Annotated in this window: 22 protein-coding genes and 1 tRNA gene; 10 read left to right on the top strand and 13 right to left on the bottom strand. The window is 42.5% G+C overall.

Annotation, left to right across the window (positions count from 1 at the left end; translation table 11 throughout):
* Nucleotides 1-81 precede the first annotated feature (81 nt).
* The 5 genes from Q0203_RS07115 to Q0203_RS07095 are packed head-to-tail and all read left to right on the top strand — an operon-like array spanning nt 82 to nt 4612.
* On the top strand, nt 82-1068 hold the full coding sequence (locus tag Q0203_RS07115; protein ID WP_297930825.1) for a RodZ family helix-turn-helix domain-containing protein: 987 nt from the start codon (nt 82-84) through the stop codon (nt 1066-1068).
* A gap of 10 nt (nt 1069-1078) precedes the next feature.
* A complete protein-coding gene (gene ispG, locus Q0203_RS07110) occupies nt 1079-2182 on the top strand; it encodes a flavodoxin-dependent (E)-4-hydroxy-3-methylbut-2-enyl-diphosphate synthase (RefSeq protein ID WP_209364411.1) in 1104 nt (367 codons plus the stop codon).
* A 25-nt stretch (nt 2183-2207) separates the two neighbouring features.
* Entirely contained in the window at nt 2208-3485 is a 1278-nt protein-coding gene (hisS, locus tag Q0203_RS07105; protein WP_297930822.1) for a histidine--tRNA ligase, read from the top strand.
* A 9-nt stretch (nt 3486-3494) separates the two neighbouring features.
* Nucleotides 3495-4109, top strand: coding sequence for a YfgM family protein (locus tag Q0203_RS07100; protein ID WP_297930819.1), 615 nt, complete (start codon nt 3495-3497; stop codon nt 4107-4109).
* A 50-nt stretch (nt 4110-4159) separates the two neighbouring features.
* The gene (locus Q0203_RS07095; protein WP_295973755.1) at nt 4160-4612 is read left to right on the top strand and encodes an isoprenylcysteine carboxylmethyltransferase family protein; all 453 of its coding nucleotides are present in this window, start codon (nt 4160-4162) and stop codon (nt 4610-4612) included.
* A gap of 6 nt (nt 4613-4618) precedes the next feature.
* On the opposite strand, the gene hda is transcribed toward Q0203_RS07095, so the two are convergent.
* The 4 genes from hda to ppiD form a co-directional block, all read right to left on the bottom strand.
* Nucleotides 4619-5323, bottom strand: coding sequence for a DnaA inactivator Hda (hda, locus tag Q0203_RS07090; protein WP_297930815.1), 705 nt, complete (start codon nt 5321-5323; stop codon nt 4619-4621).
* Nucleotides 5324-5435: 112 nt separating this feature from the next.
* A complete protein-coding gene (locus Q0203_RS07085) occupies nt 5436-6680 on the bottom strand; it encodes an NCS2 family protein (RefSeq protein ID WP_297930812.1) in 1245 nt (414 codons plus the stop codon).
* Nucleotides 6681-6810: 130 nt separating this feature from the next.
* Nucleotides 6811-7437: a uracil phosphoribosyltransferase gene (gene upp / locus Q0203_RS07080; RefSeq protein ID WP_006719274.1), complete on the bottom strand. Its 627-nt coding sequence runs from the start codon at nt 7435-7437 to the stop codon at nt 6811-6813.
* Between the two features lie 123 nt (nt 7438-7560).
* On the bottom strand, nt 7561-9408 hold the full coding sequence (gene ppiD, locus Q0203_RS07075) for a peptidylprolyl isomerase (RefSeq protein ID WP_297930808.1): 1848 nt from the start codon (nt 9406-9408) through the stop codon (nt 7561-7563).
* A 144-nt stretch (nt 9409-9552) separates the two neighbouring features.
* Here ppiD and Q0203_RS07070 point away from each other — a divergent pair.
* Nucleotides 9553-9647 (top strand) — tRNA-Sec (locus Q0203_RS07070).
* A gap of 45 nt (nt 9648-9692) precedes the next feature.
* Here Q0203_RS07070 and Q0203_RS07065 read toward each other — a convergent pair.
* From Q0203_RS07065 to Q0203_RS07035, 7 genes are all read right to left on the bottom strand, one after another.
* Nucleotides 9693-10448, bottom strand: a complete 756-nt coding sequence (locus tag Q0203_RS07065; RefSeq protein ID WP_297930806.1) for a Nif3-like dinuclear metal center hexameric protein — start codon at nt 10446-10448, stop codon at nt 9693-9695.
* A 209-nt stretch (nt 10449-10657) separates the two neighbouring features.
* On the bottom strand, nt 10658-12631 hold the full coding sequence (gene cpdB, locus Q0203_RS07060; RefSeq protein WP_297930803.1) for a 2',3'-cyclic-nucleotide 2'-phosphodiesterase: 1974 nt from the start codon (nt 12629-12631) through the stop codon (nt 10658-10660).
* Between the two features lie 369 nt (nt 12632-13000).
* Nucleotides 13001-13855, bottom strand: coding sequence for a cysteine ABC transporter substrate-binding protein (locus tag Q0203_RS07055; RefSeq protein WP_297930801.1), 855 nt, complete (start codon nt 13853-13855; stop codon nt 13001-13003).
* Entirely contained in the window at nt 13839-14603 is a 765-nt protein-coding gene (locus Q0203_RS07050; protein WP_297930797.1) for an amino acid ABC transporter ATP-binding protein, read from the bottom strand. The genes Q0203_RS07055 and Q0203_RS07050 overlap by 17 nt, the downstream gene beginning before the upstream one ends.
* Nucleotides 14604-14612: 9 nt before the next feature.
* Nucleotides 14613-15281 carry an amino acid ABC transporter permease gene (locus tag Q0203_RS07045; RefSeq protein WP_006719332.1) on the bottom strand — a complete coding sequence of 223 codons (669 nt, stop codon included), beginning with the start codon at nt 15279-15281 and terminating at the stop codon, nt 14613-14615.
* Entirely contained in the window at nt 15271-15930 is a 660-nt protein-coding gene (locus Q0203_RS07040; protein WP_021615968.1) for an amino acid ABC transporter permease, read from the bottom strand. Before Q0203_RS07040 ends, Q0203_RS07045 begins: the two co-directional genes overlap by 11 nt.
* Nucleotides 15931-16100: 170 nt before the next feature.
* Complete coding sequence (locus Q0203_RS07035) at nt 16101-16682, bottom strand: TetR/AcrR family transcriptional regulator (RefSeq protein ID WP_297930793.1); 582 nt, start codon at nt 16680-16682, stop codon at nt 16101-16103.
* Between the two features lie 170 nt (nt 16683-16852).
* On the opposite strand from Q0203_RS07035, the gene Q0203_RS07030 reads away from it, so the two are divergent.
* From Q0203_RS07030 to Q0203_RS07015, 4 genes are read left to right on the top strand one after another with little or no spacing between them, the layout of a single operon-like run.
* Nucleotides 16853-18916 carry a TonB-dependent siderophore receptor gene (locus tag Q0203_RS07030; protein ID WP_297930790.1) on the top strand — a complete coding sequence of 688 codons (2064 nt, stop codon included), beginning with the start codon at nt 16853-16855 and terminating at the stop codon, nt 18914-18916.
* A gap of 3 nt (nt 18917-18919) precedes the next feature.
* On the top strand, nt 18920-20644 hold the full coding sequence (locus Q0203_RS07025) for an ABC transporter ATP-binding protein (protein WP_297930788.1): 1725 nt from the start codon (nt 18920-18922) through the stop codon (nt 20642-20644).
* Between the two features lie 8 nt (nt 20645-20652).
* Nucleotides 20653-22425, top strand: coding sequence for an ABC transporter ATP-binding protein (locus Q0203_RS07020; protein WP_297930785.1), 1773 nt, complete (start codon nt 20653-20655; stop codon nt 22423-22425).
* On the top strand, nt 22382-23614 hold the full coding sequence (locus Q0203_RS07015) for an MFS transporter (protein ID WP_297930782.1): 1233 nt from the start codon (nt 22382-22384) through the stop codon (nt 23612-23614). Before Q0203_RS07020 ends, Q0203_RS07015 begins: the two co-directional genes overlap by 44 nt.
* Before the next feature lie 135 nt (nt 23615-23749).
* Here Q0203_RS07015 and Q0203_RS07010 read toward each other — a convergent pair whose 3' ends face one another.
* A complete protein-coding gene (locus Q0203_RS07010) occupies nt 23750-25249 on the bottom strand; it encodes a surface lipoprotein assembly modifier (RefSeq protein ID WP_297930779.1) in 1500 nt (499 codons plus the stop codon).
* 90 nt (nt 25250-25339) lie between these two features.
* Nucleotides 25340-26862, bottom strand: a 1523-nt coding sequence (locus Q0203_RS07005; RefSeq protein WP_297930777.1) for a transferrin-binding protein-like solute binding protein, incomplete at its 5' end; no start/stop codon positions are given.

Genomic DNA, 26862 nt, shown 5'->3' with positions numbered 1-26862 from the left:
TCACGCTATATAACAGTTGCAAAAGACGCCTGACAACCTTAAACTTTACCTGTTAAATTTTAGTAAAAAAACCTTTCGTTTATGAATACACAAGAATGCCAAACCGATTCACCTGAAATAACACTCGGTGATAAATTTCGTATCGCGCGAGAAGCATTACACCTTTCTTTGGAAGAGGTCGCCGAAGCTATCGCATTACGCCCATCAATCTTAAAAAGTCTTGAAGAAAATCAATTTGTGAATGCAGCCATTCCGGCGACATTCATGCGAGGTTATGTGCGAAACTATGCTAAATTTTTACGCATTCCGGAATCTGAATGGACAAATTTAGTACATTTTGGTCATGACCAAGAAAATGATTTAGGCAAAAATGCGAGAGCGACACATGCTGTCAATCAATACACATCACATCATCGTTGGGTCGGTTATTTAACTGCGTTGGTGGTGCTTGTCGTGATCGGCATGACAGGAATATGGTGGTGGGAAAATCATCAACATGCCAATGAAGAGCGTGATAATTTAGTCAACGCCTACACCCAAACCATGGCAACCACTTCAACGCCTGCTGCAGTATCCAATGACAAACCGCAAGATGCTACCGATGTTATTACCGCAACAAGTTCTACTGCGAACAGCCCAGCAATAAGCGCCCCAGCAACGCCATCGGCGAATGAATCTGTTCGACCAGTGCCAACCAATGCATTACAAGCGGAAATGGATAAAATCACCGGTACCAAACCGGTACCGACTGCAGAGACAACCACGGCGCAGCAACCGCAACAGCCGCAACAACAAAGTGCGGTGGAAAATTCAAGTGTTTCTGCGGCTGCAACAAAAGATGCTTTATTCATTGAAGTTCTCGGCAATTGCTGGATCAGTGTGAAAGACAAGAACCGAAAAGTGTTAGCGCAAAAAGAATATAAGCAAGGCGATGTCCTCAATTTCAGCGAAGGGGAACCTTATTCTTTAATTATCGGTGCGCCGGCAAACGTGAAAATTACATATAAAGGCGAAGCTTTCCCGTTAACAGTGGATGGGCGTGTCGCGAAATTTAAATTACCTCAATAATGGGCGAACAATGTTAGAAAAGCCAAAAATTCAGCGTAGAGAATCCACGAAAATTTATGTGGGGAATGTCCCCATCGGGGGTGATGCACCGATTGCGGTACAGTCTATGACCAACACAAGAACGACCGATGTTGAAGCCACGGTCGCGCAAATCAAATCGTTAGAGCGCGTGGGTGCCGATATTGTACGGGTGTCCGTGCCAACCATGGAAGCGGCGGAAGCGTTCAAATTAATCAAACAGCAAGTGAACGTGCCATTAGTCGCTGATATTCATTTTGATTATCGCATTGCGTTGAAAGTCGCCGAATATGGTGTGGACTGCTTGCGCATCAATCCGGGTAATATCGGACGTGAAGATCGTATTCGCGCCGTAGTGGATTGCGCGAAAGATAAAAATATCCCCATTCGTATTGGGGTGAATGCCGGCTCACTGGAAAAAGACATTCAGGAAAAATACGGTGAACCGACGCCACAGGCATTGTTGGAATCGGCATTGCGCCATGTTGAAATTTTAGATCGTTTGAACTTCGATCAATTTAAAGTGAGCGTTAAAGCCTCCGATGTGTATTTGGCGGTGGAATCCTATCGTTTACTGGCGAAAGCCATTAAACAGCCCTTGCATTTAGGCATTACTGAAGCCGGTGGTGCGCGTGCCGGTGCAGTGAAATCTGCCATCGGATTAGGGATGTTATTGGCTGAAGGGATCGGTGACACTCTACGAGTGTCTTTAGCCGCCGATCCGGTGGAAGAAATCAAAGTCGGTTTTGATATTTTAAAATCACTGCGTATTCGTTCTCGTGGCATTAACTTTATTGCTTGCCCAACCTGTTCCCGTCAAGAATTTGATGTAATTGGCACAGTGAATGCACTGGAACAACGTTTAGAAGATATTATTACGCCGATGGATGTGTCAATTATCGGCTGTGTCGTTAATGGCCCGGGAGAAGCGTTGGTGTCGGATTTAGGTGTCACCGGGGGCAATAAGAAAAGCGGCTATTATCTTGACGGTGAACGTCAGAAAGAGCGTTTTGATAACGACGATTTAATTAATCAATTAGAAGCAAAAATCCGCGCCCGTGTTGCGCAGCAAGATCCTAAAAATCGTATTCTTTAATTTTTAATAAACACAGGAAGTTATTGTGGCAAAAACTATTCAGGCAATTCGTGGAATGAACGATTGCTTACCAACAGAAACCCCGCTATGGCAATGGGTTGAGAATAAAGTGCGGTCGGTTTTAAGTGCGTATGGTTACGCGGAAATCCGTATGCCAATTGTGGAAAGCACGCCGTTATTCGCCCGCGCTATCGGTGAAGTCACCGATGTGGTGGAAAAAGAAATGTTTACGTTTGATGACCGTGATGAAGAAAGTTTGACTTTGCGTCCGGAAGGCACGGCAGGTTGTGTTCGCGCCGGTATCGAGCACGGTTTGTTGTACAACCAAGAACAACGTTTATGGTATATGGGGCCGATGTTCCGTTATGAACGTCCGCAAAAAGGTCGTTATCGTCAGTTCCATCAAGTGGGCGTAGAGATTTTTGGGATTCCTAATCCGGAAATTGATGCGGAGCTTATCGCCTTAACCGCCCGTTTATGGAAGGATTTAGGCATTTTTGATCATGTGACGCTTCAACTTAACTCCATCGGTTCATTAGAGGCGCGTAAAAATTATCGTCAAGCCTTAGTCGATTTTTTACAAAATCACATTGATATTTTAGATGAAGACAGCAAACGTCGTTTAACCACCAATCCGTTACGGATTTTGGACAGTAAAGATCAACGTGTTCAAGAAGTGCTAAATGATGCACCGAAATTACACGATTATCTTGATGACGATTCCCGCGAACATTTTGCGCAATTATGCGCCTTGCTGGATAGTTTAGGCATTCAGTACGAAATCAATCAAAAATTGGTGCGCGGCTTAGATTATTACAACAAAACCGTATTTGAATGGGTGACTTCCGCTTTAGGCGCGCAAGGTACCGTCTGCGGTGGTGGTCGTTACGATGGGTTGGTTGAACAGCTAGGCGGTCATGCCACAAGTGGTGTTGGCTTTGCTATGGGCTTGGAGCGTTTGGTCCTGTTGGTACAGGAAGTGAATACACAGATTACCTTGCCAAGTGCGGTGGATGTTTATATCGTTTATCAAGGCGAAGGCACTACCGTGGCAGCCTTTAATTTGGCGGAAAAACTTCGTTCAGAATTACCGCACTTACGTACGCTTTTACACTGCAGTGGCGGGAATTTCAAAAAACAATTTAAACGAGCCGATAAAAGTGGTGCGAAGTTAGCCTTAGTCATCGGCGAAGATGAAGTGAAAAACCAACAAGTGGTAGTAAAAAACTTGTTGCAACACAGCGAACAAGCGGTTGTGGCATTAACCGACATCATCAATCACATTCAAAACACATTCAAATAAGGAAAAAACATGGCGTATACCATTGAAGAAGAACAAGAACTCAGTGCGATTAAGGCGTGGTGGCAAGAAAACTATAAGTTTATTATTGCTTGTTTTGTGATTGCCTGTGTTGGCGTATTCGGCTGGAACTATTGGCAATCTTATCAGCTACAAAAAATCCACAATGTTTCTGCTGAATACGAGCAAGTGTTGTTTAACTATAAAAAAGATCCACAAGCACAAGAAGCGCAATTTGCTCAATTCATTAAAAATAATGAGAAAACGGCCTACGCGGTGTTAGCCTTGTTAGATAAAGCCAAAATTGCTGTTGAAAAACAAGATTTTACGCAGGCTGAAGACGCGTTAAAACAGGCGGTGGCGCAATCAACGGATGATGTTTTATCTTCTGTGAGTGCATTACGTTTGGCTGCGGTGCAATTCCAGCTTGGGCAGTTTGATCCTGCGTTAGAAAGTTTGAAATTAGTGAAAGATCAGGCTTGGAATGGTGCTAAAAATATCTTAGTTGGCGATATTCAGTTGGCAAAAGGAGATAAGGAGGCAGCGAAAAGCGCTTATCAACAAGCCCAACAAAATGCCACTCCGTTAGAGCTACAACTCATTCAAGTGCGGTTAAATAATTTATAGTTTTTAAGGCTTGGGAAAACCAAGCCTTTCTTTTAACAATGAGGAATATCATGGCGAATAATCAACGCAAAATCCCTATTCCACCCCCATTAATTTTTGTCTTCTGTGCTTTGCTAATGAAAATGCTCCCACCTGTTTGGCAATTTCCATCTTCATTGTGGTTGGTGATTGTACTTGGCGGAATGGGTTGCGTGATCGGCATGGCGAGCGTCTTACAATTTTTATTCGCTAAAACCACGATTGATCCACTAAAAATCGAAAAAACCTCACAATTAGTGACGAATGGAATTTATCAATACAGTCGTAATCCAATGTATTTAGGCTTAGCCTTTGTTTTATTGGCGTGGAATGCTTACCTTGGCTCGTTGTCAGCCATATTAGGTGTGATGCTATTTGTGTGGTATATCACCGAATTTCAAATTAAGCGGGAAGAGGAAAATTTACGAAATATTTTTGGTGATGCATTTATGGCGTACTGCCAACGTACCCGCAGATGGTTGTAACAGCAATTATAAAGATAAAATTTCTTTAACGAAGGGAATCGTTAGTTTACGTTGCGCCTGTAATGAGGCCTGATCGAGTTTTTCTAACGCATTAAATAAGGTTTTCATATCCCGTTCTAAACGTTTGAAGAGAAAATTAGCGGTTTCGTCAGGCAATTCAATGCCGCGTTGATGTGCGGCCAATTGTAAGACCGCGATTTTTTGTTGATCATTTAACGGCATTAATTGATACACCTCTCCCCATGTGAGACGAGACGCCAAATCCGGTAAATGGACCGATAAATTGATCGGCGATTGATCCGCGCTGATTACTAAAAGCGTTTTTCCGGTTTCTCGGATTCGATTGATTAAATCGAAAATGGCCAGCTCCCAATCCGGATTTCCTATCACCTCTTGTAAATCATCCAAACATACTAATTCTTGTTGCTCTAGATTTTCCAGTACTGCCGGAGAGAAATATTGTGCTTTATTCAAAGGCACGTATAAGGCCGGTCGCTGATGCGTTAAGTAATGATGACAAATGGCTTTTAATAGATGGCTTTTCCCACAACCACGCTGCCCCCAAAGATAGAAAAAAGGTTGGCTAAGATGAGAAAAGTTTTTTTGTAGCGAGCTGAGCAGAAGCTGATTGTTTTCCGCGTAGAAATTTTCCAGGGTGTCATTATCAAATTGATGAATGGGAAGAGGAAGTTGGAAATGTGGCTCGCTCAAATCAAATACCGAAAATGCTGAAATAAAGTGCGGTAAGAATAAACGAAATTTTTAAAATTAGAAAGTCATTAGCGGATATTTTTACTTTCCGCTAATGACTTAAGAATGCGTTTTATGCGGCTTCATTTTTTGCTTTTGGTAATACCAAGTTCAAAATGATAGCAACAACGGCACAAAGGCTGATCCCTTTTAAGGATACGCCGCCTACATCAACGAACATGTTACCGATACCGAACGTCATCACCACAGCAATGATGCAAAGGTTACGCGCTTCGGTGACATCGACTTTGGCGCGAATTAAGGTGCTCATACCGACAACGGCAATGGAACCGAATACTAACATCATGATACCGCCCATCACAATGGTTGGGATGGTAGATAAAAAGGCACCGACTTTTCCACAGAAGGAAATAGCAATTGCCCAGACCGCCGCCCAAGTCATGATATTGGGATTGAAATTACGGGTGAGCATGACCGCACCGGTGACTTCTGCATAGGTTGTATTTGGTGGACCGCCTAATAAGGAAGCGGCACTGGTTGCAATACCATCACCCAACAAAGTGCGATGTAAGCCCGGTTTTTTGATGAAGTCTTTGCCGGTGACGGAACTAATCGCCATAATGCCGCCTACGTGCTCCACGGCGGGTGCAATGGCAATTGGCAGTAAATATAAAATGGCTTCTAATTTAAATTCCGGTGTGGTGATGTTTGGCAAACTAAACCAAGGCGCATCTAAAACCGGTTGGAAATTAATGAGTCCCATGAAAAGACATAGGATATATCCCACCGCAATACCGAACATAATCGGGATAAGTTTCATTAGCCCTTTGGAGAAGACCGCCACGCACAAGGTGGTGATGAGGGTGACCATAGACACTAAAACAGCATCATTGTATTGGTAAGCGCTATTTTTACCGAGTGCCATATCGACAGCGACCGGCGCTAAGCCCATACCGATGATAATAATCACGGGGCCGACAACCACCGGAGGGAAAATGCGTTCCAATGCCGCTGCACCACGTAATTTAACTAAAGTACTCAGTGCCAAATAAACCAAGCCAGCACAGGCTAAACCGCCCATGGTGACAGGAATCCCCCAGGTAGCAACACCGTATTGGATCGGCGCAATAAAAGCAAAAGAAGATGCCAAGAAGATTGGGACTTGTTTGCCGGTGCAAAGTTGGAATAATAAAGTACCGATACCGGCGGTAAGCAAGGCGGTATTGGCATCTAATCCGGTAATTAACGGTACTAAAACCAATGCGCCAAAGGCAACGAATAGCATTTGTAAACCCACAAATGCTTGTTTAACGGAACTCTGTTGCTCCGTAATTGGAGCTTGTGTTGTATGTGTCATGTAAGTTTCAACTCTCTGTCTGAATTAACTTAAAAGTGCGGTTATTTTTCGAAACATTTTCATTTCTTTTTGCCGCAAAAGAGGCGGATAAAAATCCGCCTAACCTGTTAATAAAATTTCCGGTTTAGGATTATTTCGTACCGAAAATTTTATCGCCTGCATCACCTAAACCCGGAATGATATAACCGTTTTCGTTTAAGTGATCATCAATTGCCGCGGTGTATAATTCAATGTCCGGATGCGCTTTTTCTAATGCAGCAAGACCTTCCGGTGCGGCAACTAATACTAACACTTTAATGTGTTTGCACCCTTTTTGTTTTAGCAAATCGATGGTTGCAATCATGGAACCACCGGTTGCTAGCATCGGGTCAACAACGATAGCTAAACGTTCATCTAAATCGCTGGCTAATTTTTGGAAATAAGGTACCGGCTCAAGGGTTTCTTCATTACGGTACATACCGACAACGCTGATACGCGCACTTGGAACATGCTCTAACACACCGTCCATCATGCCAAGGCCTGCACGTAGAATCGGTACAACAGTGACTTTTTTACCTTTGATTTGGTCAATCTCAACCGGACCGCACCAACCGTCAATAATGACTTTTTCCGTTTCTAAATCGGATGTCGCTTCATAAGTTAATAGACTGCCGACTTCTGTTGCCAATTCACGGAATTTTTTCGTGTTAATTTCTGCAGCACGCATTAAACCCAATTTGTGTTTCACCAATGGATGTTTGACTTCGACTAATTTCATTTTTTATCTCCTTCATGTTAAACGGTTCACCTCGAAAAGAATCGCGATGAATACATTAAAGCATACAGTTTCTTAAATTTAGCTCAAAAATAATGCCTATGACATCATAGGCATTACGCTTGATTATTGCTCTTGGTTAATAAACGAGTCGTTTATCTCAATTTTCGCTTTGGCACGTAGCGCATTTAATAGGCTATTTTGCAAACTGATGCGATCGGTTTGTTCTAATTGTGCTGCAAATTGTTTTTTCTCTGATGCAGTTAACTTACCGTCCTCAACGTTATCCAATGCCACAATCACTACGCCACCTTCTGCGTTTTTAGCGGCTTTATAAGTCACGCTGCCATCAGCCGTTTTTTTCATTGAGAAAATAACGTCTCCAAGGACAGGATCTTTCGTTTCGGCAAAAACCCATGTTTGTGCTTCACCAAAATTTAATCCATCTACGGCTTTCCCAGCCGTCAAATCTTGTACAAACTTATCCGCCTGCGCTAACACAATGGCTTCAGCTTTTTGGTGTTTTAATGTTGCTGCAATTTCGCCCTTCATATCCTCCAAGGATCGGGTGGACTGCGGTTTATGATCAAGCACACGTACCACTAAAGAATGTTGCTCACCTACACTCATCGGCTCAGAATTGCTACCGCCTTGAGAAAGATCAGAATCAAAAATTGCCGAAGTGACATTCGGATAATTTAATTCTGACGGCACATCCTTACGAGAAAAATAGCCGGTTTCCTGAACTTTTACGCCAGCCTCATCTGCTGCAGCTTTTAATGAAGACGCATCTTCAAAAGCTTTATCCGCGACGCGTTTTTCAATAGAAAAGAATTGGTTACCCATTAAATTTTGACGAATTTGTGCCGCGATTTCGGCTTTCACCTCGTCTAAAGGTAACACTTTCGCAGGTTTGCGTTCTTTCACTAAAATAATATGGTAATTGCCATCCACTTTTATCGGTTGACTATATTTTCCAACCTCTAACGCATTTGCCGCCTCTTCAAAAACGGCAGGAAATTCACCCGCACTTACCCAACTTAAATCACCGCCCTTTTCTGAACTGGTTGGATCGATAGAGTGATTTTTCGCTAACTCCTCAAAGACAGCCCCTTGTTGTAATTGATGATATAAATCCTGCGCTTGTTGCTCAGTTTTTACTTGAATATGGGCTAAATGTTGCTGACCTTGTGTCGTAAATTGCGCTTTATTATCTTGATAATACTGTGCAATTTCTACATCAGTCACATTCATATTTTTTTCCATGTTCGCACCGGATAAGTCAAGATATTGCACCTTAACCTGTTCCGGAAGGGTAAATTCCGCTTTATGTGCCTCATAGTAAGCTTGAATTTCCTCATCGGTTACGCTTTGTTTCTCAATTTCATCCAAAAGCGATAACTTCGCAAAACGCACTTGACGACGTTGGAAAAATAATTTTTCCAATGCTTCCTGTTGCACCGGAACGCTAAACATTGTGGCTGCCAACGCATTTTGAAGCTGCTCTAAACGCAATGCTTCTCGTACATAGCCGGCATAGGTTTCAGCAGAAATGCCATTACTTTGTAGCATTTGCTGATAGAGGGTATTGTCAAATTTTCCGTTATTTTGGAAAGACGGTGTCGTCACGATCTCTTGTTTAACACGGTCGTCACTGACACCTAATTTAAGATCATTCGCATATTGGCGTAATAATTCTTGGTTAATTAAAGAAGCTAAAATTTGTGTTTTGAGCTGAGTGATTTGCGCCGGCGAATCGGCATCTTGCGGGCTTAAATTACGGGAGGCAGCATTATATTGATTTTGAAACGTGTGCTGTGAAATCTCTTCTCCATTGACTTTTGCCGCAGAATTATCAACGCGGGTATAAAGATAGCCTGCCATCGAACTGATAACAAATGTGACAGTAATAAAACCAAAAAGAAACTTAGAAGCCCAGCTGGTTGAAGCTCCGTGTAGTTTTTCCATTACCATGAAATGTATCCTATAAAAATAAAGCAAAAAATCCTTGCGATTATAATCTAAAGCACTATTTCCCGCACTAACAAAAGTAAATTTTTTACCGTTTCTCTTGAAACACCTCGGCTTTTACGCTAAAGTTCGCACGATTTTTTAAAGGGAAGATCGTCGTTTCCGGTGAAGCGGCAGGACTTCAAATCCTGTTGAGGCTGCCAGCAGTCTCGGGTAGGTTCAACTCCTACGATCTTCCGCCAATGCCTCTTACCTTTATCTTGCCTTCTTATTAAAAGCGCTATATTTTACGCCGGATTATCCATATCCTTAAATTCAACATCCAATCCGTATTCTTTTGCTAACCATTCTCCCAAGGCTTTGACCCCATACCGCTCGGTCGCATGATGACCAGCCGCAAAAAAATGGATGCCCTGTTCTCTTGCACTGTGGATGGTTTGCTCGGACACTTCACCGGTAATAAAGGCATCACAGCCTTGTTGCGCTGCGAGATCAATATAACCCTGTCCGCCACCGGTACAGAGACCAATTTTATGAATAAAGTGCGGTCCGTTTTCCACACAAATTAACGGCTGACGATGTAATACTTGAGCAATGCGTTCAGCAAATTGTTCACCTGTTAAGGGATGTTTTAAATTTCCCCACATAGGAATGCTGGTTGCCCCTTGTTCTAACGGTTGCAAATTTTCAATGCCTAATAACGCTGCAAGTTGTGCGTTGTTACCTAATTCAGGGTGAACATCCAAAGGCAAGTGGTACGCATATAAATTGATTCCATGAGTTAATAAGGCACGAATCCGATTACCTTTCATGCCACGAATACAAGGATCTTCGTTTTTCCAAAAATAGCCGTGATGCACCAGCAAGGCATCGGCGTTTTGTGCTATGGCATAGTCAATTAGCGCTTGGCTAGCGGTCACTCCCGTAATAATTTTTCGGATTTCCGGTTTGCCTTCAACTTGAAGCCCATTGGGGCAATAGTCGGCAATCAATCGGCTATTTAATTTTTGATTCAGTCGTGTTTCGAGCTCAAGATTATGCATAAATGTATCTCTAAAAAGAAGAAAGAAGACTTTAATAGTAAAGCTTTTGAGGGGGAATAAGAAGAAAAAAATGGCTAGTACAAATATCTTTCAAAAAGACGTGGGGGAGTGTTTGTACTAGCCCTGTGTTTAAGTATGACGACAATCTTAACATTAAACAAACGAGTTCATTATATACTTAATTATATAATGATCAAGTTTAATTTCGATTATTTCGTCAAATCAATTTGATACACCGCAAAGCCCACTTCATCAGTACCCACCTGTTTCATCGGGTATTGCGCGTTTTCTTTAATAAATTGTGCCGCCTGTTCGCTTGGTGACGTTTCAAAGCGCACATCTAATTTATCGTTGCCTTTGATCGGCACGAAACGCCAGTTTTTGTCGGCGCTAGGGTTCACTGCACCGTCTTTTTCACTGGTGGCTTTGATGTAATCCGCCAATACTTGGCGGTTTTCATCCGGTGACGCGTAAACAATGTGCTTGTCGCCGGTGCCCGGGAATTTATTACCGTAAGCACGGTAGTTATTGGTCGCGATTAAGAATTCCGCTTTCGGATCTACCGGTTTGCCTTGGTAAGTCAGATTCACCACGCGGTGGGCATCCGGATTGATTAACTTGCACTCGCCGTCATAACGTGGCGGTTGGGTTAAATCGTATTCATAATTGACACCGTCGATCACATCGAAGTTATAGGTGCGGAAGCCTTCCCAGTCCAATAAAGATTGTGGTTTATCGCTTGCCGGATCGATTTGTTTAAACATCCCTGCACTGCATTCCAACCATTCTTTCAGCTGTTCGCCGCTGACTTTCACCACCACCAAGGTATTCGGATACAAATACAAATCTGCCGCATTGCGGAACGTTAACTCGCCTTTGTTCACCTCAGTGTAGCCTGTCGGATCATTTTTACGTCCGCCCGCTTTAAATGGTGCACCCGCACTTAAAATCGGCAATCCCGCCATTGCCGGTACGCTTGGAGCGACTTTTTCCACATAGGCTTTTTGCGCTTGGTTAACAATTTGAATAGTTGGGTCATCTTGCACCAATGCCAAATAGCTATACATATTATCGGTAGCTTTACCAATCGGCTGTGATACGAATTTACGGGTCGCTTCATGAGTTTCTTTTAAAAGTGCGGTAATTTCTGAGTCATTTTCTGCCAACGCCTTTTTGTTTTCCGCATCATAAATCGGACGCAATACCGCTTTGCCGTCAGTGACAATCCATTTGCCGTTATGCTCGCTCAATACTAAATCCACGACACTGATATTGTTCGCCCAGTAACCTGCCATGCTTTCCGGCACGCCTTTTACGGTGCCTTTGGTAATATCCGCATTTGGTGATTTGGCAAATTCTTTATTCGGGAACAAGCGGTGGGAGTGACCGAAAATCACCGCGTCAATGTGCGGCACATCGGCAAGATAGAATGCAGAGTTTTCTGCGCCTTCATGGTACGGCTCATCGGATGGTCCGGTATGCGCCAACGCCACGATAATATCCGCGCCTTTTTTCTTCATTTCCGGTACATACTTTTGCGCACTTTTTACGATGTCACGGGTTTCCACTTTGCCCGTTAAATTGGCTTTATCCCACACCATAATTTGTGGCGGTACAAAACCGATATAACCGATTTTTAGCTTATACGACTTGCCTTTGTTGTCCACCACCGTTTTTTCCTGAATCACATAAGGCGTGTAATAAGGCTCCTCAGTTCCTGCTTTCACCACGTTGGCGTTCACAATCGGGAACTTCGCCTGTTTGATGGCATCAGCCAAATAATCCAAACCGTAGTTAAACTCGTGGTTACCCAATGTGCCTACTTCATAATGCATGGCATTTAAGCAATCTACCGCCGGGTTTGGCTTACCTTCTTTATAGCCCACTGCCGCTTGATAATCGGCAATCGGGTTGCCTTGAATCAAATCGCCGTTATCCACCAACACGCTGTTTTTTACTTCCGCACGAGCCTGGCGAATCAAACTTGCCGCACGGGTAAAACCGAATTTCTCTGTCGGCGCGTCTTTGTAATAGTCAAAATCCGTCAAGAAACCATGAATATCGGTGGTACCGATAATGCGTAAATCGACTTGGTTATCGCTTTTCGCGAACGCCATACGGTTACAACTAAGCGCCAGCACACTGCTCGCGCCGATTTGAATAAAACGTCTTCTGTTCATCATAATAAATGCCTCCTGTTAGGTAATTAGCGGGGTTATTGTAAAAGAAATTAAGCGCAGGGTAAAAGGCAAGCGATATATCAATCTTACTCACCTGGTTGTAGTATGAAGATCATCGCTCACCAAGTACAACCGCAAAAAACACCTAACACCGTAAATGCTGTTGTAGTTGCGCGACTGAAGTGCGGTCAGTGTTGGATGAATTTGGGATGAATTAGCAGAAGGAAAAATAAACATAATAAAAGGGCATTCAGAATAAAAAATGACTGTAATTAAATCGCCAAAATTTGAATACCCAAAAAGGTTGTTACACTTAAACAAACAACAACGCCCTGTTTTCACATAACAGGGCGTTTTCATGAAGGCGTTTAGTTATTTATACTCGACCACGACGTCTGCTTCCGTAATGGCATCGCCATAAATTGGCTTTAAGGTTTTTTCGTAGGCTTGTTTTAACACGCCTTGTTTACCTAGTTTTTCAATTTCAGCATTTAACCAGTTCAACAATTCGGTATCCCCTTTTCTCACTGCTGGCGCAATGAAATCTTGATCACCTAAATTTTTCACGCCCACTGTAAAGCCCGGATTTTCTTTCGCCCACGCGAACAATAATGTGTTATCATGGGCAAGCGCATCACCACGACCATCACGTAAAGCTTCGAAAGTTTCGGTATTTTGCTCAAATTTCAACAATTTGATGTCAGGATAATTTTTAGTGAAATACGCATCTGCGGTAGTGCCCTTATTGATTAACAAGGTTTTGCCTTTTAATTGGTTCACATCGGTAATCACTGCGCCATCTTTCGACACAACACCCAATGCCACTTTCATGTAAGGTTTCGCGAAATCCACCACTTCTGCGCGGGCAGGCGTGACGGTGAAGTTGGCAAGGATAATGTCTACTTTATTGGAGGTGAGATATTCCACGCGGTTAGCCGCTTCAACTAACACATATTCCGCTTTATTTTCATCACCCAATAAATCTTTGGTGATGGCTTTGGCAATTTCCACGTCAAATCCTTGGCTTTTGCCTTGACTGTCCACATAGCCGAATGGCGGTTTGTCGCTGAATACGCCGATACGCACTTTGCCGGCTTGTTTGAGTTGCTCAATCGTTGACGAGGTCGCCGATTCCGTTTTGCCTTCTTTATCATTGCAGGCAGTTAAGCCTATTGCCAATAATGCGGTGGCGAAAAGTGCGGTCACTTTTTTAAATGTTTTGTTCATAGTTAACTCCTCTTGGTTCGTAATTTAAAATGTTAAGAAAGGTTTTCGCACGGTCGGTTTGCGGGTTGGTGAAGAAATCCGATGGCGAAGCCTGTTCAACGATTTGCCCTTTATCCATAAACACAATACGGTTCGCTACTTGGCGGGCAAAGGACATTTCATGGGTCACAATCAGCATGGTCATGCCGTCTTTCGCTAAGCCCAAAATCACATCCAGCACTTCGCGCACCATTTCCGGGTCAAGTGCGGCGGTAACTTCGTCAAACAGCATAATGTCGGGATTCATACACAAAGAACGCACGATGGCGATGCGTTGTTTCTGTCCACCCGATAACTCGCGCGGATAGGCATTTTTACGTTCAAACAACCCGACCCGTTTCAACAACATATCGGCTTGCGCTTCCACTTCGGCACGTTGGCGTTTCTGCACTTTGAGTGGTCCGAGTAAAATATTGTCAATCACCGACATATGCGGAAATAATTCATAGCTTTGGAACACCATGCCAATATGTTGTCGCGCCTTCACCCAAGGCAAATCTTTGCCTAATACGCCTTCATTTTGCAAAATTAATTGACCGCTCTTTATCTCCTCTAAGCCGTTAATACAACGTAAGAGCGTACTTTTACCGCAGCCGGATGGGCCTAAAATTACCACCACTTCGCCTTTTTCAACGGATAAATTAATTCCATTTAAGGCAAGGGTGTCGCCGTAATATTTCACTAAATCGTTAATTTCTAATAAGGGCATATACACCTTCTATTTTTCCCAATAGGTTTCTAAATAACGTGAAAATAAAGATAACGGATAGCAAATCACAAAATATAACAAGAAAATCACACCATAAATCCACAAGGCAGCGGAAGGTTCCGTAAACAGAGAGGTTTCAATAATCTGCTGCCCGACTTTAATCACTTCCAATACACCGATTAACATAGCAAGCGAGCTGGTTTTCACCATGCGTGTAAACAAGTTAATGGCGCTTGGTGTGACACGTTTTAAACTTTGTGGCAATAAAATATAACGAAACGTTTGTAATGGCGTTAAACCCAAGGCATAAGCAGATTCTGTCTGATGTTTTTCAATAGACGTCAAGGCACCACGCACTAAATCTCCCATTTCTGCGGTTCCCCAAAAAATGAAGACCCAAATACATACGGTAACGCCATCAATATGCGTATTGAACCATTTCGCCACGCCAAAATAGGTAATAAAAAGTAGGACCAACAAAGGAATAATGCGGACAAATTCCAAATAAAAACGGCAAACAGCACGAATCAGGCGATTTTTGCTTGTCATCAACAAGCCGAGAAGAATACCGAGAATGCAGGCGAAGAAAACGGAGACAAAGGCAATTTTTGCTGTTACCCAGAGACCACCCAACAACCGTTCAAAATTGCTCCCTTCAAATAACACATTAAGCCCCATATTTTGCTCTCCGTGTACGACGTTCCAAGTAAGTGATAAACAATGACACCGGCAATAAAATCAACAAATAAAACACCACTAATAAAAAGAGCGCTTCATTCGTTTTGTAATCCATACCGATAATCTCTTTTGCCATAAACATTAACTCCGCAATGGCAATCGCGCTGACCACCGAGGTTTCTTTCATTAAAAATAAACTGTTAGCGCCGATCGCCGGTGCAGCAACCGCAAAGGCTTGGGGGAATAAGACATAACGAAAGGCTTGTGCCGGCGTCAACCCTAAACTTAACGCTGATTCCAACTGAGCACGGGGAATCGCCTCCAAACCACCTCGAATGGCTTCTGACATATAACTTCCCCCTAAAAACGCAAGACCAATCACAGCACAAGTAAAGCCGTCTAATTTGATACCGACCTTAGATAAGCCGAAATACAGGAAAAAAACCTGAATCAACAAAGGCGTGTTGCGGGAAAGTTCAATATAAAATTTCACAATGGGGTTGAGCATACGCACTTTATATGTCGTCACAATGGCGCAGAAAAAACCGATGAACAACGAAAGGACAATCGCCCAAAAAGAAAGCTGCAACGTTATCCAAGTCGCATCAATAAAACGTGGTAATGTGTTCCAGATATATTGCCAATTCATATGTAATTCAAAACGAAACAAGATTTTCGTGCATTATAAAAAGAAGACAATTTTTTAAGGAAAGAACGGTTTTTTATATGTTATAACCAGAAATCATGGCGAACGATGCCTGATGCCGTCATCTTCCATGCTAAGTGCGGTCTGTTTTTGAAATGTTTTTACTCAAAGAATCAGGTGGCATTTTTCTGATAAGCAATGCCATGCATAAAAAGCTGTAACACATCTTTAAAGAGTTGCTGTTCTTTGCCGGCATAATGTTGTTGTAAGACGGAAGAGTGAATCATTTCATCCATTTTTTGAATCAACACATCAATTAAAATCACAGGAAAATCATCACGTACGCTTTTGCGTTGTTGTAACGTACTGAAAAAATAGTGCATATAGAGATATTTTTCCTGTGCCATTTGCCGAAAAAAAGCCTGTAAGGTTTCATCTTGATCATGATTTAAATCATGTAATACGGCGGTGGAATACAGAGTAGTCATGGATTCTTGCTGCATCGTCAAAATCTGCTGGATCACCGTGGCTAAATCTGCCTCTGTGGCTAACAGCCTGTCAAATTCCTGCCGCATATTATTTTTTTGTTCTTCGAAAATACATTTCACTAAATCTTGCTTGGTGGGGAAATATTTATAAAACGTCACTCGACTTACCCCTGCCGCCCGACAAATTTCTGCGACAGACGTTAATCTCCAGCCTTGTTGATAAAACAGTTCAGTGGCAACCTGTTTCAAAAAAATATCTTTTTTCATGGTTCGCTCCTTAAAGGGCAATAACATAGCCGAAAGCCTTTAATTGTCAAATGTCAAATTTGAGAAAAATTCTTATTTACTTTCGTATTGTGATTGTGTTAGGTTTACATTATTAATCAGTTAATGTAAAAAGTGTAAACTTTAAACCAAAATAAAGCCTAGGAGAACCCATGAACAAGTTATCCCCACGACTCAGCCTCATTAGCCTTTGCCTGATGAGTGCCTATTCTGTTTCTAGCCATGCCGAAGAAAGTCATCAGACCACGGTACTAGACGAAATCACTGTCACCGGTGAAAAATTCGAGCGTAGTCAATCCTCTACCGGTTCAAGTACCTCCGTGGTAACCGCCGAACAACTCAAACGAGAAGCCAATTTACTGTCTGCAACCCAATTATTAAAACGTCATGTGAATATTTTAGACACCGGCTTAGGCAATGACTTACCTACTGTGCGCGGCATTGACGGATCCGGCCCAGCGGTAGGTGCGGTGGCATTTTTTGCGGGTTCGCGCCCACGTTTGAATATGCAAATTGACGGCAGAACCTCCAGTTATAACGAATTGGCATTCGGTACAAAATCCCTGTGGGATATGAAACAGGTAGAAATTTATCGTGGCGCGCAAAGCTATGCCCAAGGGCGTAATGCCATTGCCGGTGCAGTGGTCATGACCAGCAATGACCCAACGCAAGAATGGGAAGGTGCCGCGAAATTAAATATGGGAAATCATCGATTGGCACAAACAGCCGCCCTGATTTCAGGCCCTGTGGTGAAAGACGAATTAGCGTTTCGTTTAAGCGTAGATCATCAACAACGCGAAACGGCTGTGGATTTACCGCATTATGATCCCGTTGGTAACCCACGTTGGTTTAAAGCCACCAATACCCGCGCCAAATTACTGTGGACCCCGTCTGCCTTGCCGGACCTCTATAGCCGTTTAACGTTCAATCATTTAAACGCGCGAGCGCCACAAAGTGAAACGGAATTACAACCTAATTCACCACGTTACACGCCGGAACGCCCGGTATTCCAAACTCGCTCTGCCAGCACCATTTGGGACATTGGCTATCAACTCTCAGATCGTTGGAAATGGGAAAATAAATTGGTTTATACCCACTTTATTCACGATAGAAAAACGACCTCACCATTCAACACCGCATTGCCGCCAAATCGTCGAGGTGTTCCGGCTCGTGTTGATGGCAATGAATTCCAAATTGAACCCATTGTAAAATACGAAAACGAAAAATACCGTGGGTTATTCGGTTTGTTCTATTTCAATGCGAAACAAGATGAAAGTGTTACGATGCTTAATGGACGCATTGCTCGCACGCCGATTACGACAAATTTTAATGATAAAACAAAAACCAAGGCGGCCTTTGGTGAAATTACCTTCACGCCTGATATTCCGTTTGAATTCACACTTTCCGCCCGCTATGAACAGGAACATCATCAGCGTAAAGGCAAAAGTGCGATGTTTTCCATCAATCGGGATAAAAAATACAATGTCTTCCTGCCAAAAGCAGACATTGCATGGAAAATTAACGATGATCAACGCTTAGGCTTTAAAGTAGGCAAAGGTTACAACCCGGGCGGTGCCGGTGTGACTTTCGGTGTGCCGTACACCAGCTATGAATATGACGCGGAATATGTCTGGAACTACGAACTTTATCATCGTTGGACATCCGCAGATAAACGCCTACGCATTAACAGCAACCTATTCTATAACGACTACAAAGACATGCAGTTACCGTTTACCCTTGGTCCAAATTCCATCGTGATCCGCAATGCCGATAAAGTCGCCACCTATGGTGCGGAAATCAATACCGAATGGCAGACCACGGAGAAACTGGTACTTAATGCGGGCATCGGGATGCTAAAAACCGATATCAAACGTTATCCAAACAGCGGCATTGAAGGGAATAAACTCGCTCGTGCACCAAGTTTTAGTGGAAAAGTGGGGGCCAATTATCGTCTTCTTGACCACCTAGAAATTGGCACCAATTACAGCTATAACAGTAGTTATTATTCCACTGCCGACAACTTAGCCAATGGTAAAGTAGGGCATTATGACCAACTTGATGTTTATTTAGCGTACGACTTTAAGCATGCCAGAATCACGCTTTATGCCGATAACGTGCTTAACTCACGCAAAGATATCTTAGTCGTACCGCGCTCTGGCGACATTACTCGTCAGCCGGAACGTCAAATTGGACTATCCACCGAGTTAAGATTCTAAGCAATGAGTCAGCAACACCAACAAATTTGCCAACCTGTTGCCGCGCAATTACGCGCCTCAATGTGGTTGGCAACCTTCGCGCAAGGCTTAAAAATCGGGATTTGGCTTTTGATGATCCACATTGTGTTCACCGTCAGCCAATCTCTTACGTTTCCTTATTGGCAGATTTTCGCGCTGCTTGCCATTTCTATTTTGTATTACACCTGCAAAATTAAAGCGCACGACAAATCTCATTATGCGGCCTTTGAATTGGAAAAAATGCTACGCCAACAGCTTGCGAAAAAAATCAGTCAATTATCGTTAGGCAAAGTCAATGAAATCGGTTCAGGCGGTTTAACGAAAGTGCTGTGCGATGACGTAAACGAATTGCACACCTTTGTTGCCGATGCGCCCCCTCTTAAAGCGGAGGCTTATTCCACACCGATTTTCGTGTTGGCGGCATTGTTTTGGTTAAATTGGCCCATGGCATTGGCTGTGCTGATTTTCCTTGTCGTGTTGTTTACGATTCTGCAACGTTTAATGCAAAAAAGTCGATTGAATTATCGTGATTACGGTGCTGCCGTGAGCCGAATCAATAGCGCGATTATTGAATATATTCAAGGTATGAGCACGATTCGCACCTTTGATGCGGGACAAAGTTCGTACAGCCGTTTTAGCACCGCATTGGAAAATTTTAATCAGGTTATCTTCGCTTTTTTAGCCAAAGTGGGCGCACCAACACGTCTTGCCCGTTCGCTCTTTACGCCAATGCCGATTATGTTGTTTTTGATTGTGTTAGGCGTGTATTTACACTCGTTTGCGCTGCTTTCCACTTTTGGCTTTTTTGCCTTTTTAGTGTTAGCCGCCGGGTTAATTGAAACCATGCATCCGTACATGGGACTGTTTCATTTGTTGGAACGCTCCCGCGCCGCCATTGAACGCATTAACGAAATAAAAACGCTGGAAAATGCCACCGCACTTTTGCCGTTACAAACGCCGAAGGGATATGCTGTTCAATTTGAACAGGTCAATTTCAGCTATGCTGCCGACAAAAATACGCTACAAGATATTGACTTTATTGTGCCACAAAATAGTTTTACAGCCATTATTGGCACTTCAGGCTCCGGCAAAACCACCTTACTCAATTTGCTGTTGCGCTTTTGGGATGTCGATAGCGGAAAAATCACCTTAGGTGGTGCGGATATTCGTCATATGGAACAGGATCAACTCATGAAATATTGTTCGGTCGTATTTCAGGATAATTTCTTATTTTCTTGCTCTATTGCCGAAAACATCGCTTACGGCATAGAAAATGTGGCGGAAGAAGCCATTATCAATGCCGCCAAACAAGCCCGTATTCACGACTTTATTATGACCTTGCCGGAGCAATATCAAACGAAAGTGGGTGAACGTGGACAATTATTGTCAGGCGGACAAAAACAACGTATCAGTATAGCCCGAGCCTTTTTACAAAATCGCCCGATTTTATTGTTAGACGAACCCACGGCTTTTTCCGATGCGAAAAACGAGGCGGATTTAATGCAGGCATTTCATGCGCTGATGCAAAATAAAACAGTGATCATGGTGGCGCATCGCCTGTCTAGCATTACCCAAGCCGACCAAATTATTTATTTAGAGAACGGCAAAATCATCGCTCAAGGCAACCACCAAGCCTTGTTGCAAACCAATGTCGCCTATCAAACCCTTTGGGCAGAATATCAACAGGCAAAATCTTGGACGATACATTAGAGAATGTTATGCAATCTTACTTTAATCCCGAAACTCAACGTGTAAAAAGCCTGTGGCAAACTTATCACGCCTTATTTGCCGCCGCCCAACAGCAACAAAGCGCATTCTTACGCTGTCTTGCTTTTGCGGCACTGTCTGCAACTTTATTCGGCGTGGCTATCGGCTTGCTGTATCCGCTGCTTTTAGCATTAGAACAAACTGAAGCAGGACAAAGTGCGGTCATTTTTTGGAGTGTTTTATGTGGCGTGCTTTTCGTCGCCAGCCTCCTTTTCCGCATTTGGGCGGAATATTATGACACCAAAGGCGATTCATTTTTGGCGACATATCAATTAAGACGTCAACTGGGCGAAAAACTCCGCCGCGTATCTCTTGCCGTCCTCAGTGGATTTCGTGCAGGCGAACTCAGTGCCGTTGCCATCCAAAGTATTAATGAAGCGACGAATTACGCTTTCAGTTTAATCAGTATTCTAATTTACGGCATCGTAACACCGGTGTCTGCCGCCCTTTGTCTTTGTTTCTTTGATTACCGCTTTGGGCTGCTGATCTTCATTATTTTTCCGCTTATCGTGCCACTTTATTTATGGCGGAGAAAAGCTTTCCGTCGTGGATTTAGTATTTTGGCAGAAGCTAATCAGCGACTTAAAGGCGAAACCATTGAGTTTGTGCAAGGCTTGGAAATTCTGAAATCAACAGGGCAGACAGAAAACAAACAACATATTTTCAACCGTGTGATTGAAGATGTGGCAAACATTCAACGCATCGGCACAAAAAAAGGCGAACGTCCGAATTTGATTATTACCTCAAGCATTCAATTCAGCCTGATTGCCGTATTAATTGTTGGCACATTTTGGGTGATTTCCGGTAGCGCCCATTGGGTATTGTTAGCCACGGTACTGATTTTAATTGCGCGAATTTCAGATGTATTGAACTTCTTTGTGCAAATGTCTTCGCTCTTAGAAATTTTTGTGATTAGCTGTGAAAAATTTGAAAAACTGATGGCATTGCCTGAATTGGCGGAAAATCATGGCAGCAGATTACCCACAGATTATCGTATTCGCTATGAGCATGTCCTCTTTGGTTATAATGCTGAAAAAACCATCCTAAACGACATTAATCTGGACATAAAACCTAACAGCCTCAATGCTTTTGTGGGCACCAGCGGTTGTGGTAAAACAACATTACTCCGCTTGTTATTGCGTTATGCTGATCCACAATCAGGGCAAATTACGATCGGCGGTATCGATATTCGGGATGTTAGCCAAGAACAGCTCATGCGCTTAATTTCTGTGGTGTTTCAAGACGTGTATTTATTCCAAGACAGTGTATTAAATAACATCCGAATGGCAAAACCCAATGCCACCGATGAAGAGGTGATTCACGCCTGTAAACTTGCCCAATGCCACGATTTTATTCAGGCATTACCACAGGGGTATCAAACGCAAGTTAATGAAATTGGGAGTAATTTTTCCGGCGGTGAAAAGCAACGACTTGCGATTGCCCGCGCGATTTTAAAAGATGCACCGATTCTCATTTTAGATGAACCGACAGCATCGTTGGATACCCGCAATGAGCTGGCAGTGCAAAAAGCGTTGGATCAGCTGGTTAAAGACAAAACCGTGTTGATTATCGCTCACCGACTTTCCACCATTGTGGGCGCGCATTGCATTTATGTGTTGGAAAACGGCAACATTGCCGAACAAGGCACGCATCAAACACTCTTAGAACAAAAAGGACGTTATGCAGCGTTTTGGCAATGCCAACAAGGCAACATCACTCACTAAGCAGGATTGGGCAATCCTTGCCACGACCGCCGGCTTTAAATTCTGCATAGTGGCGTTTTATATGATTGGTCTCATCACCATGTTAAAAGAGATGGGGTTCGATCTTAAACAGCTTAGTTGGTTCTATTTGCTTGGTGGGATGGAAATGGCGAAATTCATCGTTTCGCCGTTAATTGAACGCTATCGTCTCAAGCGTATCGGGCAATTTCGCGGCTGGCTATGCCTTTCCTCGCTAATCATTTTTATTGCCTTATTCATGTTGCATTTCATCCAACCGCAACGGGATTTTACACTGCTTATGGTGGCGTGTGTACTATTGAACCTAAGCAGTCTATTTTTCGGTTGCGCAACGCTAGGATTGACCTGTGCCATCCTGCCTTTTGAGCAACGTGGCTTTGGCGGTGTCATTCAGGTAATCGCAGGACGCGTGGGTAAAATGCTTGGCGGCGGTTTAGTGTTACTGATTTATCATCATTACGGCTGGCAAAGTGCGGTGGATTTAATCAGTGTTTTTGCACTACTGCTGATCCTGCAAATCAGCCTATATTCCGAGCCTACAGTTGCCGCTGAACCGCAAAATCCGCCATTGCGTTTTTTATTCACACGCTTTTTCTATTTTTGGCAACAACCGCATATTTCATTTCGTTGGTTGATTTTATTGTTATTTGTGTTTATTCCTAGCGGCATGGTGGTCAGTAGTTTCATTCCGCGCCTAAATGCCTTGGGCTGGAGCAGCCAACACATTGGGCTATTACTTTCAGTATTCGAACCCCTTTGTGCTATCGCCTTTGCTCCGCTCAGTGGTCTATTACTCAAAAAATATTCTCGGGTTTCTGTCACCCAATGGATATTATTTAGCCAAATTTTTGCCTTCTGCTTATTTATTTTATTTGAATATGTCGGCACGGATTTTCCTTATCTTATCGCCGTACCAATCTTATTATTAAGTATGACTTACGCATTACTTGTTCCGTGTTTGCTCGCCATGATTATGGACAAATCCACTCAAACTTACGCCACGCTCGACAGCGCATTGCAATTCTCCGTCGCCCTCTTAGGTGCCTACCTAGCAGGCTTTGTCTCCCTCCGCCTCGCGCATGCCTTTGGCTATCTCACAGTTTACCTCGCCGCCACCTTCATTGCCGTTGGAATATGGCGCTTTTTTGGATGCCGAAAAGAAGCATTCTGAGCTTCAGAATAGATTCCACGCCCTACGGCAGACAAAATACGCATAAAAAAATCTGCACCTTACACAGCTTGACTCAGCGCCAATGTGTAAGGTGCAGATCAAACAAATCTACTCTGATAATTCAAACTTTATCTTTTAGAATGTTCTCGTCGCTTCTATAACCATTTGATTTTTATCATATGTATATAGAGAAATATTACTGTTCGTTTTAGTATAAATCCACGTTAAGCGCGGCGTGAACCCAGCATAATGAATTTTTTTATTCCAAATGGAGATGGAAGCATTATATTCATTATTCTTTTGTTTTCCTAAGAAAGACGCTTCTTTATAATTTCTTTTTGCAATACCAAAGGATGTATTAGTAGAAATACCTAAAGGCCATTCTTGTCCCCAGCTTAAGCGCGTACCAATGCGGTCAAACGAATTTGTTTTATCTGCTGCATATTTCTTAGATAAATCAAGTGATAGTGACCAATATTGAGATGAACTAGGCAAATACATTATGGAATTAGTTAACGCATGAATCGCTCCGTTATAACTTTTCTTATCAACTACACGATCATATTTTTCATAACCATAGTTATAATAATTTGAATACTTAAAACTTTGATTTAACCAATAACTAGATGAAATACTAACGCCATATCTATTTGAATATTCTTTTAGAGCATCACTTCCATTCAAGCCACCACCATACCAACGTTTATCTATATATGGTGTTAATTGAATATCAAATCTAGCATCAGAATACCCAACGCCTAAACCTAGGTGAGCATTAAAGTCATTATAACGCTTATTATTCCAATAATAATGGTTAGATACATTGCTCTCTAATGCTAAATATTTTCCACCATCCATTCCCCAACGTTTATCGGCTCCTAACCACAAGGATACCCCCTGACCTTTTTGACGCCGTGAGTTATATGTAACAGTGTTGCCATTAGGCAATTCCATTTTTGTGCCTTCTTCTGCAGCATTTGCTAAGTTTTTATCATTCAGAAAGCTCATTCCAAACGAAAAATTCCAATCATCTTTTTTATTAATAACATCGAGGAAACGGTCAAAGACAGCGATATCCTGCGGGAGTACTGATGTAGCTCTTAATCTTTGAAATTGATCTTTAGCTGCTTCATATTGTTGATTATAAAATAGGGTTTCAGCTAATTGATAACGAATAAAATTATTATTAGGGAAGCTTGAAATCAATTTACGGTAAGAAGTGATAGATTTATTTAAATTTTCCTCTCGTTCTAAAATAGCTGTTGCCCAATCAATCAAGGATTGATCTCTATTTGGCACCTGTTGATAGAGTTTAATATAAGTAGGTAACACAGCTTTATTTGGGTTAACTAAAGCATCAAGAAAAAGCTTTTCTAAAATATCTGGTCTATCAAGTAGTTCTCTTCCTGTATAACGAATAACATTATTTTGTTTCGCGTTTTTTGCTGATACAGATTGTTCAGATAACTTTTGTTTTCTCAACAAATCTTCATCTAGATTCTGTTGAGAAAGCTTTGGACTTCTATCTTCAACTTGTGAACCATCTCTAATCAGAGCAGGTGCTGGGTTATCCGCATAAGTCACTACTGATGTTGCTATTGCTGTTAAAACAAATAACAGCTTTGTATTTTTCATATGATACTCTTGCTTTCCGTATTATCTGAGAGAAAAAACAGCTCACCGAGATGAGCTGTTCATTTATTGAGTTATAAAGTAAACACCAAATTACTTACTTGTAGTATTTGGATTGTTTACGTTACGTTGGTCTGTACTTTCACCCCAAGCTGGAACATCTGGAGTTCTTGGTGCAACCGTATGAGGCTGATTTTGAACTTTAGCACCAAATGCTGCGCCCCAGTTATTAGTAGTGTCAGTACTTGCAAGGGTACCACCTAATTCTTCTGCACGACCACCAAATAAGCCTGCTTGTAATACACCTGCAGTGTTGTCAAATTTAGTTGCAGTACCAGAGATGCTACCATTATTAGCTAATGTACCAGAGAATTTTGCTAACTCAACATTGTGGTATTTAGTTGTTTGTTGAGAGTTTTCTTCTTGCCATACATTATAAAGATTACCGGTTACAGCTTTAGTCGCTAAATCAATGTTAGCATTTACGTGCGTACCACTTACTAACTTATAGTCTGCACCTAAAGCATTTGGAAGACTATCCGCAAGTCGGTAATCACGATCTAGATTATAAGTTACAGCATGACCACGATAGTTTAAAGTACCGCCAGCGGCTTCTGAACCAAAGTAAACATTTTTAAGATCAGCTGCTAAAGTTGCGCTATATGGTGTGTTATTTACGCCACGGTAGAAGTAGTTATCTTCAGTACCTTGCTCGCCATATTGACCATAGCTTGCAACTTTAGTACCGTATTGAGCAATGTTTTTACCATCTTTTAAGTGAGACGGCTCTACAGCGTGTAATTTAGAAGTTACTCGACCATATTGAACATAGCTTAACTTAGAACCTGCAGTGTAACGACCTTCAGCATCTTTTGCTGTAAATGGTGCGTTAGCCAAAACTGTATCATCTTGTGCGTTGTTTACAACTTCTGAATCACCGGTAAGGAATGTTCTATGTCCATACACTTCAGCAACAGACTTAGCTAAATTTTCATCAGTACGAGCAACTCTAGGATCAACAACGTTACGGCCAGCTTCTTTACGAGTATAGTTTAAACGACCATCTTCATAAACATATGCTAGACCTGTATCTGAACCCTTAGTCTCAGTTTTAGTAGAAGTCTCGCCATCTGTGCGCGCTGCACCAGCTAAGGTAGAACCGTCTTTTGTTTTATAGATATGTTGTAAAGTGTGCTCACCAGTCGTGTTAGAAGTATTACCACGGAAGTCGAAATCTTCTAAGTATGCTTGAGGTGCAGTTGTATTTACACTACCATCAGCATTTAATGGAACAGCAACAACAACTGTATCTAAGCTTGGGTGCAATTCAACAGTCATACTTGTAACAGACTTAGATGATTTGCTGCTAATTTCAGTACCTTCGCCTACATTTAGGTTAGATGCAGTTTTCTTAACGAATTTAGCACCAACATCAGTCGTCTTCGATATTAAAGCTTCTTGAGCTGCTGCTTCTTTCTCAGCTGCTGCTTTTTCTGCTGCTGCTTTTTCTGCTGCTTCTTTCTCAGCTGCTGCTTTTTCTGCTGCTGCTTTTTCTGCTGCCGCTTTTTCTGCTGCCGCTTTTTCTGCTGCCGCTTTTTCTGCTGCCGCTTTTTCTG

Source organism: uncultured Aggregatibacter sp. (assembly GCF_938046485.1).
GTDB lineage: Bacteria > Pseudomonadota > Gammaproteobacteria > Enterobacterales > Pasteurellaceae > Aggregatibacter.
Note: the sequence above shows the minus strand (reverse complement) of the source record. Positions and strands in the feature narration are given on the sequence as shown.